Here is a 15,051-nt window from a genome sequence, read left to right as displayed (position 1 = left end):
CTGTATGGCCGTACAATTGCCTCCTGTATTTCTGGAAAGGATGGAGAAACTGCTTGGAGATGAGTATCCTGCTTTTTTGGATTCTTATCATGCGCCGCACTTTTCGGGAGTCCGGGCGAATCTGCTTAAGATTAATCAGGCAGAGTTTGAACAAATCGTTCCTTTTCCAGTTCGTCCTATCCCTTGGTGCAGTACCGGTTATTATACTGAGGAAGGGCTGAAGCCGGGTAAGCATCCATATTATCATGCCGGACTCTACTACATTCAGGAACCAAGCGCTATGGCTCCTGTGGAGGCTTTGGGGGTTCAGCCGGGTGACCGGGTGCTTGATCTGTGTGCAGCGCCCGGGGGCAAATCCACACAAATTGCGGGGAAGCTTCAAGGGACAGGAATCCTAGTAACCAATGATATCAGCTCGGAACGGACAAAAGCATTGGCCAAGAATATAGAACTTTACGGGGTAAGGAACGCAGTGGTGCTGAATGAGGCTCCGGATCGGATCGCTAAGGCGTTTCCACACTTCTTTAACCGGATATTGATCGATGCCCCTTGCTCCGGAGAAGGCATGTTCCGTAAGGATGCGGATATGGCCCGTCAATGGGAAAAGCATTCAGTCATGAAATGCGAAGCAATGCAGAAGGATATATTACGAAGTGCGGCTGAGCTGCTGGCCCCGGGCGGGACCATCGTATACTCTACCTGTACATTTGCCCCTGAAGAGAATGAGGGCATGATTGCCGCCTTCATAAGCAGGCATCCTGAGTTCAGCATCAAGCCCATTCCGCAGGAATGGGGGATCTCTGGGGGGCGTCCTGAATGGCTGAAGCCGGGGGACACAAGCGAGGGAGATCATGACTATACCGCAGATGCGGCAAGCCAGACTTCAAATTGCGGCAGATTGTGGCCTCACCTCATTGAAGGCGAAGGCCACTTTGTGGCTGTGCTCCAGCATAACGGTACTATGGCCGGAATCGAAGCCTTGAATGTTCAGGCAGCTGAACCTGAAATGGTGCGCATAAGCGAGAATCGCCGCCCGGCGAAGGACAAGCTGTCACGGCGCAAGAAGAATGGACCGCCTGAGAGGACGGAGCCTACTGAACAGGAGCTGTTGGGCACCTGGAGCAGCTTCGCGGCGTCCAATTTGAAGCTGAACAGCGAGGGCGAGCCGATTATGTTCGGGGGCAATGTATACTTGTCCCCAATAGCCAAGGACCGGCTGAATGGGCTCAAAACGGTACGTCCAGGCTGGTATGTGGGTACGGTGAAGAACGGAAGGTTCACTCCGGGTCATCCACTTGCCGCTGCGCTGCGCCCAGATGAAGCCCTGCGCACGCTATCTTTATCCTCCGAAGACGGGGAAGCGGTTCGCTATCTGAAGGGAGAGACGCTGGCGATCTCCCCGGATCGAATTCAGTGCATGGAAGGTGTAGAGCCAAAGGGTTATGTGCTCGTCTGTATAGACGGATACTCTGCGGGATGGGGCAAGTGGCTGGACGGAATGCTTAAGAACGAGTACCCTGCGGGGTGGAGGTGGACCTAGACCGATGAATAAAGGAAAAAAGACACAGCGGGTAGACAAGATCCTGGGGCATCTGGGGATCGGCTCCAGAGCGGACCTCAAAAAAATGGTCAAACAGGGCCGCGTCTCGCTTAATGGACAGGTATTGAAAGACAGTGGAGCCCAGGCGGACCCTTATATGGACCGGATTGAAGTAGATGGGGAGCCTGTATTTTACCGGGAATTCATCTATATCATGCTGCACAAGCCTGCGGGGGTAATCTCGGCAACCGAAGATACCAGAGATAGAACCGTAATTGATCTGCTTCCGGATAAATATAAGGTATTCAATCCATTCCCGGTAGGCCGGCTCGATAAGGATACAGAAGGGCTGCTGCTGCTCACGAATGATGGACAACTGGCTCATGATCTGCTGTCTCCGCGTAAGCATGTCCCCAAAACTTATTATGCAGACGTACGCGGCCTGATTGGGGAAGACGAAGTGGTGCGCTTTGAGCAGGGAGTAGAACTGGATGATGGTTACGTAACGCTTCCGGCAAAGCTGGTTATTACCGGGCAGGGTCATGATGGAGATGGACCCGTCAGCCGGATTCTGCTGACTATCTCGGAAGGCAAGTTCCATCAGGTGAAGAGAATGTTTGAAGCCGTAGGCTCTAAGGTCCTCTATTTGAAAAGAGTGTCGATGGGCCGCCTTGCACTGGATGAAGCTTTGCCCAAGGGGGCTTTCCGTGAACTAACGGAAGATGAATTAGCCTTACTTCGCTGAATTAGGCGGACAGTGTAATTATGTTATATAATTAATTATACATAGAGAGGGTGGAGATCATTGGAATACAAACTGATTGCATTAGATGTGGATGGAACACTGCTGGACGATAATCACGTGCTTACGTCAGCTACGGCAGAGACGATCAAGAGAGTAGCCGCGCAAGGGACCGAGATTGTTCTATGCACAGGAAGAGCTCCGCTAAGCTGCATTCCTTTTATGGAATCAATGGGGCTTGGAGGTTATGTAATTACGCATAACGGAGCGGCGACTGTGGATGTAACTACACGGGAGATTGTGCATGAGTTCTCAGTCGAGCCTTCTGCGCTTGAGCCTTATATTGATTATTGCCGCAAGAATGGGGTTCACTTTGACGTGAATACTACCTACGGCATTTATGTCGACAAGCTGGATGAGATTGGACCAGATGTCCTGGATATGTACCACAAGTTTTTGATTGAACCGCTTGATCTACCGGCTTGGGTCGACTTCTCCGAGCCTATTGTCAAGATGACGGCGTCCGGGTTGACAGATACGATGAATAAGGTCGAAGCGGATTGGAATTTATGGACTCATGAACTTAACATGCTGCGCAGCGGCGATTATTTCATAGACTTGATGCATCCCGAGGCATCGAAAGGGAACGCGTTGAAACAGCTTGCCAAACAGCGGGGGATCCCTGCTGAACAGGTTATGGCGATTGGCAATTTCTATAATGATATTACGATGCTTACGTTTGCGGGGCTGGGAATTGCAATGGATAACTCACCGCTTGAGGTGAAGGCGGCAGCACAGGATGTGACAGCATCGAATAATGAGGAAGGCGTACGTTTGGCTTTGGAGAAGTACTGCCTGTAAAATAGTAAAAGTCTGCTGAGGATTTCTGATCTCAGCAGACTTTTTTTAATTATCATAGCGACGAGATGGCTAGCTCGGCACCTATGGAATGGATTCAGACGTTCCACCTTGATCAAAGGTGGATTCTCAGCCCCTTGGGCAGATGATTCTTCAGCTGACCTCCGCTGGCTTTGCCGAAGTCGAGCGGGTATCCAGACACGGTAACCAGGGTCCAGCCCTTCAGCGTGTCTGGAACAGGAAGTGTCTCACCTCGCAGGTAGGCCGCTGCTTCAGGTGACGAAGGATCAAGGTCCCAGGTGCGGGCAGCTTGCCCGGCAGAGGAAGCCATAGCCAGAGCATGACTGGGCTGGAATCTGCCTTTCTTCAGCTCACCGAGATGCAGACCGGCTCTGGGCAGCTTGAGTCCACTGAGCTGGCTCATCCTCAGAGGCAGCCCGCTGCTTCGCGGCAGCCAGTAGAGGGCCTCACCGAACAGCTCGGGGCTTCCTTCCGTATGGACGTAACCGGGAAGGTCCTCATCCGCCCAGGAACGGAAGGCTTCCCAGGCTGTGAGTGTCTCTTTTGAGGGAGCAGCGGCTTTTCCAGCTTTTCCTTTTCTCCCGCCTTTAGGTTCTCTTGCATTCTCTTGCTTGATAAACTGTTCTTCTGTAGCATTCTCTCTCTGCAAAAGTGCCACATAGTGGCCTTCCCCCTCGTGCTTGTGAGGCCAAATGCGCTTCTCTGTCACCAGACTCATGAAGGGGTATGTGTCTAACAAGCGGGCAATGGTCTCTTCATTCTCTTTGCGGTTGAAGGTACAGGTGGAGTAGGCGAGTCGGCCGCCAGGTTTGAGCATCTTAATGGCATCATGAATGATATCCCATTGCCTTGCCGCACACGCCTCTACCGAACGCGCGGACCATTCTTTTACCGCCTCAGGATCTTTGCGGAACATACCTTCCCCGGAACAGGGAGCGTCAAGCATAATCCGGTCAAAGGTCTGTGGGAACCTGGAGGATAGCCCCTCCGGGGTGGACTGAGTAACCACTGTATTGCGGATTCCCCAGCGTTCGACGTTCTCTGCCAGAATCTTGGCCCGTTGAGGATGGATCTCGTTGGCAATAAGCAGGCCTTCCCCCATCATTCTGGCGGCAATTTGGGTTGTCTTGCCTCCAGGCGCCCCAGCGAGATCCAGAATGGTCTCCCCGGGTTCGGGAGCGAGAAGCTCGACCGCTGACATTGCCGAAGGCTCCTGAATATAATAAAGTCCGGCTGCGTGGTAAGGGTGCTTACCAGGACGTGAACTTTCTTCATAATAAAATCCGCTCTGACACCAAGGAACCTCCCTTAGATGGAACTGATTCCTCATAACCTCCATCACAGGAGACGATTGATTCGTCTTCAGTGTATTTAATCTGAGCCCGTATGCTCTTGGCTTATCATAGCTCTTAAGAAACTGCTCAGCTTCTTCAGCTCCAAGCAGGTCAATCATACTTCTACGGTAGTCTGCGGGCAGTGTCAGTTGCTCCATCATAGGTTATACTCCTTCCAATTGTCCGTTCCCTCTATGAAACTACAAAGTATTAGCAGTTTATCACAAAGGAATTTGATTCACAAAAGGGAAATGGATGTTCCTTCATACCTATGGCATAATGGAGAAACAGACGACGCTGACAGGCGTTATAGAACAGAGAAAGGGGCAACCCTATGAAATTATTGCAGGCCTTATTCTTCCCGCCTGAACAGCCTGGCGGTGTATCATCCATGATTCCTTATTTGCAGGAGAGATTTAATCCGCCCCACTGGGAAATGGATATATTCTCCATCCCCAAGCGAATTCGCAGTAAAGGTACGGATCAAGTGAAGTTTCAGACTTTTGACTGGACTGAATTTGCAGACAGTGCGGTTGTCCAAAAGTATATACAGACATACCGGGATTACCTCTGGTGGACGAAGCTGCGTATACAGCGTCCTTATGATCTAATACATGCCCATCATCCGATTACGGGACTTGCCATGAAGGAGATATTTCCGGATACACCCGTTATTCAGACGATCCACTCCAGCTATGAGCGGGAGCTTCTTCTTAATGGAACCATTCGGGAAGGGGGACCAGAGCAAAGGTTCCTGACCTCCCTTTATAGAGAGCTTGAGCATCGGACCGACCAAATGCTAACTGTCTCACGGTCTTTTGTTGATTATTTAGCTCCGCATGTGGAGCGCCCGGAAGAAATTGGAGTTATCTCAAATGGTTTCGACGAGAAAAGGTTCAAGCCAATCGCCCATGATAACGAGGTCGCCCAGCTCGTAACAGTCTGCCGGCTCGTCCCGGCTAAAGGTCTGGATATTCTGCTTGAGGCTTGCTCGAAGCTTAAACGCAAGGGACACCCTTATGTCCTGCATATTATCGGAGATGGACCTATACGTCCTGAACTGGAAAAGATGGCCCAGGATCTTGGAATCTACGAAGAGACAATCTTCTACGGGTATACACTTCATCCAGAAGAATTCATGCCCTTCTTTGATATATTTGTTCTTCCGTCTCGCGCTGAGGCATTTGGTTCCGTATTTGCGGAAGCCGCCTTGTGCTGCCTCGCTCTGGTGGGTACGGAGGTTGGAGGTATCGCAGAGCAGATTGAACATGGGGTAGGGGGATTGTTAGTTCCGTCTGAAGACTCTGATGCGCTGGCTTCAGCTCTGGAGTCCGTCATTCTGGACCCTTCTTACCGGTATGCCTTGGCACGTACGGGCTGGGAGAAAGCGAAGCGAGAATATTCCATCGCCCGTGCTGTTCATGAACTGAAGAAAGTATATTTGCAATATCAACCCTAAGCGCAGGGATTTCCTGCACTCAGGTTGTCCTCTCATTCCTATGGAGCACTAGCATAATGACCCAGATAAGAGAAAACAGGCCGAATAACGGATACAGCACAGACAGCAGCGAGCTGAATCCGAATTGACTGGTAATGTAACATACCAGAAGCAGAATAAGGGACAGCAGCTTTGGCCCAATCCGAAGACGCTGCTTGATCTGTAAGGCCACGCCGTAGATATCGGCTACGAAAGTGCTGAAGATTTCGAGGAATATTAAGATAACATAGACAATTCTTACAATTGAACCTAAATGATTGGCGATATGACCCATCGGAATCTCGAATTGCGTGATACCCGGCATATGGGCAGATAGGGCGAAGTGTCCCGCTAGAAGCAGGAATCCAACTCCCAGGCCTCCTAGCGTGCCGCCCCAGATAAGTACCTTTCTGTTCCTGGTATGACTCCCGATCGGAACGAGAACCGCCTGAGCCATGCCTAGGTTAAAGGCCGTATACATCAACGGGGAAGCCCATGCTGCACTTAAGCTTCTGTCAGTTGTATAAGTCAGGAAGCGGGAAGCCTCAGGCATACCCGCGGTGTTGCCGATTATAATTATCGACAGGATAAGCATGAGGGGAACCACGATGGAGTTCAGCTGCAGGATAGCCTGTATACCGCGGTGAAGCAGCAGGTAGGTTCCGATCATTGTAATCCAAAGCCCAGTCTGATAATGGAGCCCCAGATGCTCCATGAAGACCGAGCCTGCGCCGGCCAGCATAACACTGTTCACACCCATGAGGACTACTAGAGTAAATATGCTGATTAAGCCTCCGGCTTGATGTCCGAACAGGCGGCGGTTCAAATCCTCGTAGGAGGAAGCTTTAATGTCATGGGCGAGAAGCATCATTTTGGTGCCGAGCCAAATAAATAGGACGGTCGCCAGCAGAATTGTGAACGCGCCCCATTTGCCGTATTGCGTGAAAAATTTAATAATCTCCTGACCTGTTGCAAAACCGGCTCCAACGATCGTGCCGATATACGTGAAGCCGATCTGTAAGACTTTGACGGCATCTTTCATCTTTTTCCTCCTTACCGTTTCGCGGAGCTCCCAGAGGGTAACTTTGGAAGTACATGACTTCCGAACGACCCGGATCTGTGCTATATATAGTACAAGGTATGTGGAACGGGAACGGGACATGACTGGAACATGTCCATTCTTGAGCAGCGCTTGCGCTTTATCTTAGAAAGGTGAGATATATTTTGAGTGTAATTATGTCTTATATCGCCCAATATGGTTATTTGGCTATGTTCGGACTACTGGCATTGGGCTTTATGGGCATTCCTGTACCCGATGAAACACTGGTTGTGACATTTGGAGGGCTGACAGCAGAAGGGCACTTTGTGTTCTGGATCGCACTGCTTATGACTTTTCTCGGAAGTATGACGGGAATGATTCTGAGCTACACGCTGGGGAGAGTAATTGGAACACCACTGCTTCATAAATTCGGCAAATGGATATTCATTACCCCGAGCAGGCTGGCCACAACCGAGAAATGGTTCGCACGCTATGGGAACTGGAGTGTGCTGTTCGGTTATTTCGTCCCGGGTCTGCGTCAGCTAACCTCATATTTGTCCGGGGTATATCGGCTTCCACTTTATTTATATCTGACCTACGCAAGCATAGGTGCTGCCATATGGTGTACAACCTTTATGGCTCTTGGAGCCACCGTAGGACATCACTGGAGAAAAATGGCCTTCTTTGTTCATCACCATATGTGGCGCATGGCTCTTCTGGTTATCGTACTTTCATTGATTGGAGTCATCATTTATCTGTTCATTCGGAATTTAAAAGCAAGCAGATTAAGCAAGGCTGAGCGGGGACAGGCTAACCAGCCTAACCAATCAGAGAACGCAGATTAGATTATATCCTTAGGAGGAGAAAACCATGGAAGCATTAAAACAAAGAATCCTGGAAGAAGGTGTTGTCATCTCGGACCAGGTGCTTAAGCTCGACGGGCTTCTTAATCATCAAGTGGATCCCGAGCTGACGATGCAAATGGGCAAGGAATTTGCCGCAAGATTCCGTGAAGACGGAGTTACCCGGGTAGTTACCGTTGAATCGTCGGGTATTCCTGCAGCTTTTGCTACCGCCTATGAGCTTGGAGTTCCACTCGTATTCGCACGTCGGAAGAAGACGCTTCTGGCCGACCCGGATGCGCTGTGCGAGCGTGTTCCATCTTTCACCAAAGGAATAGTGACCGATATTCTTCTGTCCAAACAATACATTTCGGAGAATGACCGAATTTTGTTCATTGATGATATTATTGCCAATGGCGACGCGGCGCGTGGTTTGGTGAAGATTATTCAGCGCTCGGGTGCTGAATTGGTTGGTGTTGGCATCGTTGTGGAGAAGAGCTTCCAGGCTGGAGGCAAAGCAATTCGCGAGCAAGGAATCCGACTTGAATCGTTGGTGCGGATTTTGTCTTTAAATGACGGTAAAGTCACGTTTGAAGACTAGGCAAATTGGAATCAATTTCATAACAGTCCTTTGCAGAGCCTTTCTTTTCAGTTATAATAAGAGATAAGTAGGGAGAGGAGGCAACTACATGGGGGAACAACAACCGGTAGTAAATGCAGAATATTTTGTTACGAAGCTAAGTGAAGCCAAGGTTACCTTTGAGCGAGCTCTTGATTGCAAACATACAGAATTTGATGACCTTTATCCCTATATGCTGGAACATCCGCAGTTCTTTTGGTACAAACGGTACGTAGCCTGGTCACAGCTGCTAACCATTGCGGGAATGTGTGAGGATCTCTCTTTTCCTTGGAGAGAAGAATTTAGTCCTCAGCAGGTAGCATACATTGAAGAACGTGTGATGTCAGCTAAAGTGCTTGACTTCTGGTTTGAGAAGAACGATAGCAAAGAACACGCACAGAGATAAAATAGGGAGTAATGCCTTTTGATATACACGGTGAACGAAATTATCCGTGTTGAGACAGGTCGTTTGCCGGTGAACACCGGCAGATGACCTGTTTTTGTGTTTGGATGTGATGCTTCGAGAATTATGATATATTTATGCCGATGACGAAGTCTGTCTGTAAGGAGGTAATGACAAGAATATGATTACTGATGAAGAGTTAGATGCATTTCGCTTATCCGGAGAGAAGGTTCGGGTCATTCGAGATGCGATTCCAGAGAATGACGTCAGAGGGAGTGTCGTGGCTTGGAGTGACACACAGGTCATGATCCGGCGGCCGAACCGCAATATTGTCAAGTTGGACAGAAGTTATACGTTCCAGCCCGCTAAGGAGCCGCGTATTTCTTTTGAAGTGTAGAGCATATTATGGCTGACCCTCGGACAACGTATAGAGAGCGACTGAATAAGGTTGATCTATACAGAAAGGGGTGCTAACCATGTCTCAGAAGATCGATAAAGTAAGAGCATATAAAGATGGAATTCAGGCCTTTGGTGAGTCTATGCCAGGCGTGGCCGAAGCCTATCATGAATTTACCGGGAAGTCTTTAGCCGCAGGAGAACTGGATGCCAAGACGAAGCAGTTAATCGCCCTCGGAATCAGTCTGTTTGCGAATAATGAGGTGTGTACGTTCTATCATACGGAAGAGGCGAGATCCAAGGGAGCCACGGATGCTGAAATTCGTGAGGCTGCAGCGGCTGCGGCAGCAGTCAGCTCAGGACATATATTGTCTCAGGGCGCTACAAGAGTGGAGCAGGCGTTGACTCAGTGAAACAGTGTGTGGCAATGACTTAAGATATCATGGAAATACCCTTTGACTTTGTGCAAAGGGTATTTGTCATATCCAAAGCGCAGCAGGATGTGGCTAAATAGGGCTTACATGCTCATTCAGCTTGCCTTGCTGTACGCCTAAATAGGCTCTCATCCGGCTAAGCATCTCACTTCGTAGCGCAGACCAGAGGATGCGCATTTCACCACGGTAGCTGCGGCATACATATCTGGCTTCGATCCCTTGCTCGCCCTGCTTAATCTCGTAAATTTTGATCTTGCGTTTCGTGAGCTCATTCTGTATTTCAGCCATAACTACCGCAACTCGGTCTGAACCACTTGTAATCATATCCACGTATACCTGAGGGCTCTTTAGAAGACCACTGTCTTTAAGAATACGGGAGTCGCGTTCGAAGACTTTGCGTATAAATATAAGCAGAAGCCAGCTTTTTATGAGGGAAAGCTCATCAGTGCTTATATGAGGAACAGCCATGGAGTTCACCATCCTTTTATACGAACTTATGTTCTTATTTTAACCACTTTATTTGATGAATATCAATGGAAAATAAAAAATATAAAAAGGTTGTTGACTTGGTTAGACTTCCATGATAAGATATATCTTGTCGCCGCAGAGAACAACTTCTGCAAGAGACAATGAGCGGTCGTGGCGGAATTGGCAGACGCGCACGGTTCAGGTGAACGCGTGTTCCCGTATGCCTATACGGAAGCCTAAACGCAGGCCTGGCGCGGGTTTCATAATATACCGCAAGCTACGGACCGCGCACGGTTGTCTAAAATCGTCAAGACTTACGCTGCGCAGAACGACATCCTATACGTACATAATTCGAAGTATACAACGTCCCAATCACGCGTAATAATCGTGAGAGGGGCGTTTTTAATTATGACGCAAGCCAAGCGGACGAGGCGGCCGAACTTAATTAAAGCGGAGGTTGCGGTTGATGGCGAGAGTAAATATCCGTTAGAAGCGCTGGATTATGACGTAGCGATCGAGACGTTTTTACGGGACTGCCGCGTTAAGAATTTGAGCCGCGCATCGATTACGTATTATAATAATTCGCTCAAGGAGCTCGTTAAGTTCCTCCGCATTGTTGGCGTCGAGAGGCCGCTAGATGTTACGGAGGATAACTTTAAATCGTGTATACTCGCGAAACAGGATTCCGGGGTTTTGGACTCAACGGTGAATACGAATCTCAAGGGCTGGCGGACGTTCTTCCGTCATATGAACGAAGAGGGATATTTACCGACTAACCCTGCGGAGAATATCCGCCTACTTAAGACGGAGCGACATATAATACCGACGTTCACGCGCGAACAGATAAAGTTGTTGTTGTCCCAGCCGGACTTATCGACGTTTACTGGCTACCGTGATTACGTCTTCCTGCTCCTGCTTCTTGAAACGGGTATCCGGATATCGGAGATTGAGAACGTCAACGTGTCAGACATTAAGTGGAAAGAGCGCGTTATTAAAGTCATGGGTAAGGGGCGCAAAGAGCGATACGTACCGTTCCAGTCAAAGCTTGAGAAGGAACTTAAGAAATACGTGCAGCACCGCGGCCTCCTCGATCATGACGTACTTTTCGTTAATATCGATAATAGCCCGATGAAGAAACGGACGATGCAGCAGAATATGCAACGCCACGGTATCGCAGCGCAGATCCGCGGAGTCCGGGTTAGCCCGCATACGATGCGCCACACCTTCGCAAAGTTTTACATAATGAACGGGGGCGATGCGTTCACGTTGCAGAAGATACTCGGACACACTACGCTAGAGATGGCGCAGACCTATGTGTCAATTTTCGGTACAGACATCGCCAAGCAACACCGTAAATTTTCGCCATTGGAACGTTTAGAAGATTTGGATTAGTAGATAACGCTCAGTCCTTCGGAGATATTCCGGAGCCTGGGCGTTATTTTTTGCGTAAAAGTGTGCGAAGTAGAAAGTGACCGTAGATAATACGGTATTACGCGAAGTATGGAGGCGATAAGATGGCGAGAGGTAAGCGTGTTGAGATCGTTAAGAAAACGGTAACCGGTCCGGATGGGACTTCGATAGAGGTTGACGCGAAGGCGTGTACGAAATGCGGCGAGGTGAAGGCACTGACGGAGTTTTGGAAAAGAGGGGAAGAGGAGAACAGTAGAAGACACTCACGGTGTAGAAAGTGTGTAGGAAGTCCGAAGTCTGCTCTGCACGTACGGCACGTCAAGTGGAACGCAGAGTCTTATAGAAGTTACGTTCGTAGCATGACAGATGATGAATATCGCGTCGTAGGTTTTTATTGTGGAGTAGATAACAAGGTTACGCACAAACACGTAACATGCGGCAAGGTATATGAGGCAAGGCCGAAAGACTTTTTGCGTGGCGGGCGTTGTCCGCATTGTTGTGGTAATCGCAGGAAGACCACCTTCAGCTTTAAAGAAGAAGTTTTTAAGATAGTAAGAGATGAATATACGGTACTAGGCTTGTACATGAACAACCTGACGCCGATAATTATGCGGCATAGCAAATGTGGGCTTGAGTATGAGGTTAGGCCTACTGATTTCTTGTCGAAAGGCAGTCGCTGCCCATACTGCGCAGAGTCCAAGGGTGAGCGAAATATACGTGATTATTTAGTCAAAAAGAATATTAAATTTGCCTCTCAATTTAGACTAGAAAACTGTCGCGATAAATTACCTTTGCCGTTTGATTTTGCGGTAAAGCATAAAGAGCGGTGGGTGCTGATTGAGTATGACGGCGAGCATCACTCGCGGCCGGTAGACTTCGCTGGTAAAGGCGAAGAATGGGCGCTAGAAAATTTCCGCAAAACCCAGCGTAATGACCGCATTAAAACGGACTACTGCCGCGCCAACGGCATTCCGCTAATACGGATCGACTATACGGAGTTCGACGATATCGAAGCGATACTCACACGCGAACTAACGAAGCTGGGCGTTATATCAAGCGAAACAGGCAATCGCTTGACTGACGTTACCGCTTCGGAAAAGGCATCCGCATAGCCTTAGTTTGCACTATTTTACACTATACTAAAGTATAGTGTTAACAATCCGTTTCCAATTCCGTTAAATCAGCGCTCCTTAAATCTCGCCGTAAAATTACCGTGAAAGAGGCGCCTTGAATGTCCGGGAGGGGTAAACGTACCCTCACGTATAGAAACGCGCTAATTTCACGGCGAAATCACGGCGAAAATGGATGACGCAGGCTAGGGCGGAGGTGAGGCGTGCGGCGGGGCGATGGACGAAGGGTTGTTTATCTTTTCTTTTAGGTTTAAAACCCGCGCATCCTATATGTGTATTGATATTACGTATCGGATTGCTTTTTATCCGGTGCGTACGAAGTTATGAACGTAGTGAATAACTGAGTAAATCTTTAGATCTTAAGTTCTTAGATCTTTAAGATCTTTTAAAATACCACAATCCGCGCGCCGTGAACAATGTCCGCTAGAAATATTCTCGAACTGGAAATTTACTATTTGCACTTTATTACACATTTGAAACGGAGGCCCTTACGATGACCCACGAATCCGCCCGCAACTTTCCCGATAACCCGCTATTAGGTCCGCTATCACGCGCCGACTTTATCTCCGCAAACATACCGCTAGTTCACGACGTAGCTCGGCGATTTCGTGAAGCCTGCCGTAATCAACACGTCGACTATGCGGATATTATCAGCGAAGGTTCAATCGGACTCATCGACGCTTACGACCGCTTTAATGACGCAACTAAATCGTTCGCGGCCTTCGCCGGCCCGTACATCCGCGGATACATGCAGAATTATTTCCGCGATAAGGTCGGAGATATTCGGATTCCGTGGCGCCAGATGGAGACGGCCCGTGCGGTATCCGAAGCGCAGCTTACCGAATCCTCTACCGGAGAGATAGCGGAGACGCTCGGAATTACCCGTAAAGCAGCGGACAAGGCGGTTATCCTCGCGCGGCTCCGATACACAACGCCGGTGGATAACGCAGACGGAAGTTCCCGACCCTTCGCGATCGAGGACGACGTGACGCGCGTTGACGTAGAAACGTACGTTACGGGACTGTCGGAGCGTGACCGCTTTATTGCTCGGCGCCTAATGGACGGCGTGTCTATGCGCCAGATATCGGAGGAGATCGGAGTGAGTCCATCAATGGTTGCGTACCTGGTCGGTAAATTACGCAAGAGCTGCGCGGCTGAGTTCGGAGTAGCCGCTTAATACGAATCGAAACGGAGGAATCACGCATGTCTAACTTAAACGTACCACTCAACGCAAACTACCGCCTTACCTCGGACGGCACGCAGTTCATCGTAAAGGAACGCAAGCTCGTCGACCCTACGAAAGCGCCCGGCTACAGAGCTGAAGAAGGCGCACCGGCTCCGGAGATAACCGAACGGTGGGATAACGCGGGCTACTATTCGCTATCAGCCGCCGGCCTTACCGCAGCTCTTAACCGCGCGATCATTGCGTCCGCAGCTACGTCCGGCCATGAGTCACTAACGGACTTTATCGCGGAGATCCTTTCGGAGACTAAGCGGATGGCCGATGCGGTTAGCGATTCGTTATCAGCGGATTTAGTCGCTATCCTAGCGTGATTTTTGCGCTAAATTAGGCGCGTAGGGACAGCGCTAGGGTACTCGGTAGGGTAACGGGTAAAGGCGTCAGTATGGCGCTGAAATTTAGCGGAGGTGGGTGTATTCACGTTCTACGCATTTTATTGCACGCAAATACGTCACGTATTTTGCTAACATCTTAACGAAAGGATTTGACGCAAGGTGAACGTAACATTCGAATCGGTTGACGATATTTTAGAGCATTACCGCGGGAAAGGGAATTAATTGCGGGAATATTGCGGCTTTCTTGCGTGTTACTGCCGCGTAATTAATTTACACTTAAGGAGTGAACGCTTGATGGACGTTATCAAATCGGTAAGTAAACGGGCGGTGCCGTTTCTTGAAAAAGCGCTTGCGGTCTACGCGCTCATCGGATTCATCCTAGCGCTCATCGTGTGGATGTTTACCGCAATCAAACTCGGGACCTTCGTGTTGACAGTTATTTTCGGACCAATACTCTCCGTAATCCTCATCTTTATGTGGGTAGCCGCAGGGTTTCCCGTATGAAGATCGATTTCTACCGTCATTTCACCGTCATAGTGGGCGGTATCGAAGCGCCAGGCTGTTGCACTACTCTCCGGACGGACGAGCGTTATTTACCGCTAATTTTACGGGAACTCGGCGTGTTCACATCTACCGGCGAGGTACGGAGGAACCGTCCGGACTTGGTGCGGGAGGTTAGCGGAAGGGAACGCGTGAGGGTCGGGCGCAGGGTTATCGATGTGCTTGCGTAAAACTAAGAAAACGTGAGATCGGTGCATAGCCG

17 protein-coding genes are annotated in these 15,051 nt (G+C 49.4%); 14 read left to right on the top strand and 3 right to left on the bottom strand.

All coding sequences use genetic code 11. The features are described 5' to 3' along the window. Positions 1-4 precede the first annotated feature (4 nt). Genes ACRRNK_RS15825 through ACRRNK_RS15815 form a run of 3 tightly spaced genes read left to right on the top strand, consistent with a single transcriptional unit; the run spans position 5 to position 3,143 of the window. Complete coding sequence (locus tag ACRRNK_RS15825; protein ID WP_433943679.1) at positions 5-1,540, top strand: RsmB/NOP family class I SAM-dependent RNA methyltransferase; 1,536 nt, start codon at positions 5-7, stop codon at positions 1,538-1,540. Positions 1,541-1,544: 4 nt separating this feature from the next. Next, on the top strand, positions 1,545-2,285 hold the full coding sequence (locus ACRRNK_RS15820) for a pseudouridine synthase (protein ID WP_433943678.1): 741 nt from the start codon (positions 1,545-1,547) through the stop codon (positions 2,283-2,285). A gap of 60 nt (positions 2,286-2,345) precedes the next feature. Further along, on the top strand, positions 2,346-3,143 hold the full coding sequence (locus ACRRNK_RS15815; RefSeq protein WP_433943677.1) for a Cof-type HAD-IIB family hydrolase: 798 nt from the start codon (positions 2,346-2,348) through the stop codon (positions 3,141-3,143). A gap of 112 nt (positions 3,144-3,255) precedes the next feature. Here the strand turns inward: ACRRNK_RS15815 and ACRRNK_RS15810 are convergent, their stop codons facing one another. Further along, a complete protein-coding gene (locus ACRRNK_RS15810) occupies positions 3,256-4,653 on the bottom strand; it encodes an RsmF rRNA methyltransferase first C-terminal domain-containing protein (RefSeq protein WP_433946912.1) in 1,398 nt (465 codons plus the stop codon). 176 nt (positions 4,654-4,829) lie between these two features. Between ACRRNK_RS15810 and ACRRNK_RS15805 the strand changes: the two genes are divergently transcribed. Then, a complete protein-coding gene (locus ACRRNK_RS15805; RefSeq protein WP_433943676.1) occupies positions 4,830-5,954 on the top strand; it encodes a glycosyltransferase family 4 protein in 1,125 nt (374 codons plus the stop codon). 19 nt (positions 5,955-5,973) lie between these two features. Here ACRRNK_RS15805 and ACRRNK_RS15800 read toward each other — a convergent pair whose 3' ends face one another. Continuing rightward, entirely contained in the window at positions 5,974-7,014 is a 1,041-nt protein-coding gene (locus tag ACRRNK_RS15800) for a YkvI family membrane protein (protein WP_433943675.1), read from the bottom strand. A 182-nt stretch (positions 7,015-7,196) separates the two neighbouring features. Between ACRRNK_RS15800 and ACRRNK_RS15795 the strand changes: the two genes are divergently transcribed. From ACRRNK_RS15795 to ACRRNK_RS15775, 5 genes are all read left to right on the top strand, one after another. Then, positions 7,197-7,856: a DedA family protein gene (locus ACRRNK_RS15795; protein ID WP_433943674.1), complete on the top strand. Its 660-nt coding sequence runs from the start codon at positions 7,197-7,199 to the stop codon at positions 7,854-7,856. A 25-nt stretch (positions 7,857-7,881) separates the two neighbouring features. Further along, positions 7,882-8,454 (top strand): xanthine phosphoribosyltransferase, encoded by a 573-nt coding sequence (locus ACRRNK_RS15790; protein ID WP_433943673.1) that lies wholly within the window; start codon positions 7,882-7,884, stop codon positions 8,452-8,454. Positions 8,455-8,542: 88 nt separating this feature from the next. Continuing rightward, positions 8,543-8,878, top strand: a complete 336-nt coding sequence (locus tag ACRRNK_RS15785; protein WP_127200835.1) for a hypothetical protein — start codon at positions 8,543-8,545, stop codon at positions 8,876-8,878. A gap of 178 nt (positions 8,879-9,056) precedes the next feature. Further along, a complete protein-coding gene (locus ACRRNK_RS15780) occupies positions 9,057-9,272 on the top strand; it encodes a hypothetical protein (RefSeq protein ID WP_433943672.1) in 216 nt (71 codons plus the stop codon). A gap of 79 nt (positions 9,273-9,351) precedes the next feature. Further along, positions 9,352-9,684, top strand: a complete 333-nt coding sequence (locus ACRRNK_RS15775) for a carboxymuconolactone decarboxylase family protein (protein ID WP_433943671.1) — start codon at positions 9,352-9,354, stop codon at positions 9,682-9,684. 93 nt (positions 9,685-9,777) lie between these two features. Here ACRRNK_RS15775 and ACRRNK_RS15770 read toward each other — a convergent pair whose 3' ends face one another. After that, positions 9,778-10,173, bottom strand: a complete 396-nt coding sequence (locus ACRRNK_RS15770; protein WP_433943670.1) for a hypothetical protein — start codon at positions 10,171-10,173, stop codon at positions 9,778-9,780. Between the two features lie 408 nt (positions 10,174-10,581). Here ACRRNK_RS15770 and ACRRNK_RS15765 point away from each other — a divergent pair, with 408 nt between their 5' ends. From ACRRNK_RS15765 to ACRRNK_RS15745, 5 genes are all read left to right on the top strand, one after another. Further along, positions 10,582-11,565, top strand: coding sequence for a tyrosine-type recombinase/integrase (locus ACRRNK_RS15765; protein ID WP_433943669.1), 984 nt, complete (start codon positions 10,582-10,584; stop codon positions 11,563-11,565). Positions 11,566-11,942: 377 nt separating this feature from the next. Continuing rightward, positions 11,943-12,695 carry a hypothetical protein gene (locus tag ACRRNK_RS15760; protein ID WP_433943668.1) on the top strand — a complete coding sequence of 251 codons (753 nt, stop codon included), beginning with the start codon at positions 11,943-11,945 and terminating at the stop codon, positions 12,693-12,695. Between the two features lie 511 nt (positions 12,696-13,206). Then, on the top strand, positions 13,207-13,890 hold the full coding sequence (locus ACRRNK_RS15755; protein WP_433943667.1) for a sigma-70 family RNA polymerase sigma factor: 684 nt from the start codon (positions 13,207-13,209) through the stop codon (positions 13,888-13,890). A gap of 26 nt (positions 13,891-13,916) precedes the next feature. Further along, the gene (locus ACRRNK_RS15750) at positions 13,917-14,267 is read left to right on the top strand and encodes a hypothetical protein (protein ID WP_433943666.1); all 351 of its coding nucleotides are present in this window, start codon (positions 13,917-13,919) and stop codon (positions 14,265-14,267) included. A gap of 315 nt (positions 14,268-14,582) precedes the next feature. Further along, positions 14,583-14,792, top strand: coding sequence for a hypothetical protein (locus ACRRNK_RS15745; protein ID WP_433943665.1), 210 nt, complete (start codon positions 14,583-14,585; stop codon positions 14,790-14,792). Positions 14,793-15,051: the final 259 nt, after the last annotated feature.

Origin of the sequence: Paenibacillus sp. SN-8-1 (genome assembly GCF_050995535.1) — a bacterium.
Classification (GTDB): Bacteria; Bacillota; Bacilli; order Paenibacillales; family Paenibacillaceae; genus Fontibacillus.
The sequence above is the reverse complement of the archived record's forward strand: the minus strand, read 5'-3'. Positions and strand labels throughout refer to the sequence as shown.

Excerpts from the sequence above, each read along its gene's own strand:
- ACRRNK_RS15825 (WP_433943679.1), top strand. The coding sequence starts at position 5 with ATGGCCGTACAATTGCCTCCTGTATTTCTGGAAAGGATGGAGAAACTG.
- ACRRNK_RS15790 (WP_433943673.1), top strand. The coding sequence starts at position 7,882 with ATGGAAGCATTAAAACAAAGAATCCTGGAAGAAGGTGTTGTCATCTCG.
- ACRRNK_RS15760 (WP_433943668.1), top strand. The coding sequence starts at position 11,943 with ATGACAGATGATGAATATCGCGTCGTAGGTTTTTATTGTGGAGTAGAT.
- ACRRNK_RS15775 (WP_433943671.1), top strand. The coding sequence starts at position 9,352 with ATGTCTCAGAAGATCGATAAAGTAAGAGCATATAAAGATGGAATTCAG.
- ACRRNK_RS15745 (WP_433943665.1), top strand. The coding sequence starts at position 14,583 with ATGGACGTTATCAAATCGGTAAGTAAACGGGCGGTGCCGTTTCTTGAA.
- ACRRNK_RS15805 (WP_433943676.1), top strand. The coding sequence starts at position 4,830 with ATGAAATTATTGCAGGCCTTATTCTTCCCGCCTGAACAGCCTGGCGGT.
- ACRRNK_RS15820 (WP_433943678.1), top strand. The coding sequence starts at position 1,545 with ATGAATAAAGGAAAAAAGACACAGCGGGTAGACAAGATCCTGGGGCAT.
- ACRRNK_RS15800 (WP_433943675.1), bottom strand. The coding sequence starts at position 7,014 with ATGAAAGATGCCGTCAAAGTCTTACAGATCGGCTTCACGTATATCGGC.
- ACRRNK_RS15810 (WP_433946912.1), bottom strand. The coding sequence starts at position 4,653 with ATGGAGCAACTGACACTGCCCGCAGACTACCGTAGAAGTATGATTGAC.
- ACRRNK_RS15755 (WP_433943667.1), top strand. The coding sequence starts at position 13,207 with ATGACCCACGAATCCGCCCGCAACTTTCCCGATAACCCGCTATTAGGT.
- ACRRNK_RS15780 (WP_433943672.1), top strand. The coding sequence starts at position 9,057 with ATGATTACTGATGAAGAGTTAGATGCATTTCGCTTATCCGGAGAGAAG.
- ACRRNK_RS15750 (WP_433943666.1), top strand. The coding sequence starts at position 13,917 with ATGTCTAACTTAAACGTACCACTCAACGCAAACTACCGCCTTACCTCG.
- ACRRNK_RS15765 (WP_433943669.1), top strand. The coding sequence starts at position 10,582 with ATGACGCAAGCCAAGCGGACGAGGCGGCCGAACTTAATTAAAGCGGAG.
- ACRRNK_RS15785 (WP_127200835.1), top strand. The coding sequence starts at position 8,543 with ATGGGGGAACAACAACCGGTAGTAAATGCAGAATATTTTGTTACGAAG.
- ACRRNK_RS15770 (WP_433943670.1), bottom strand. The coding sequence starts at position 10,173 with ATGGCTGTTCCTCATATAAGCACTGATGAGCTTTCCCTCATAAAAAGC.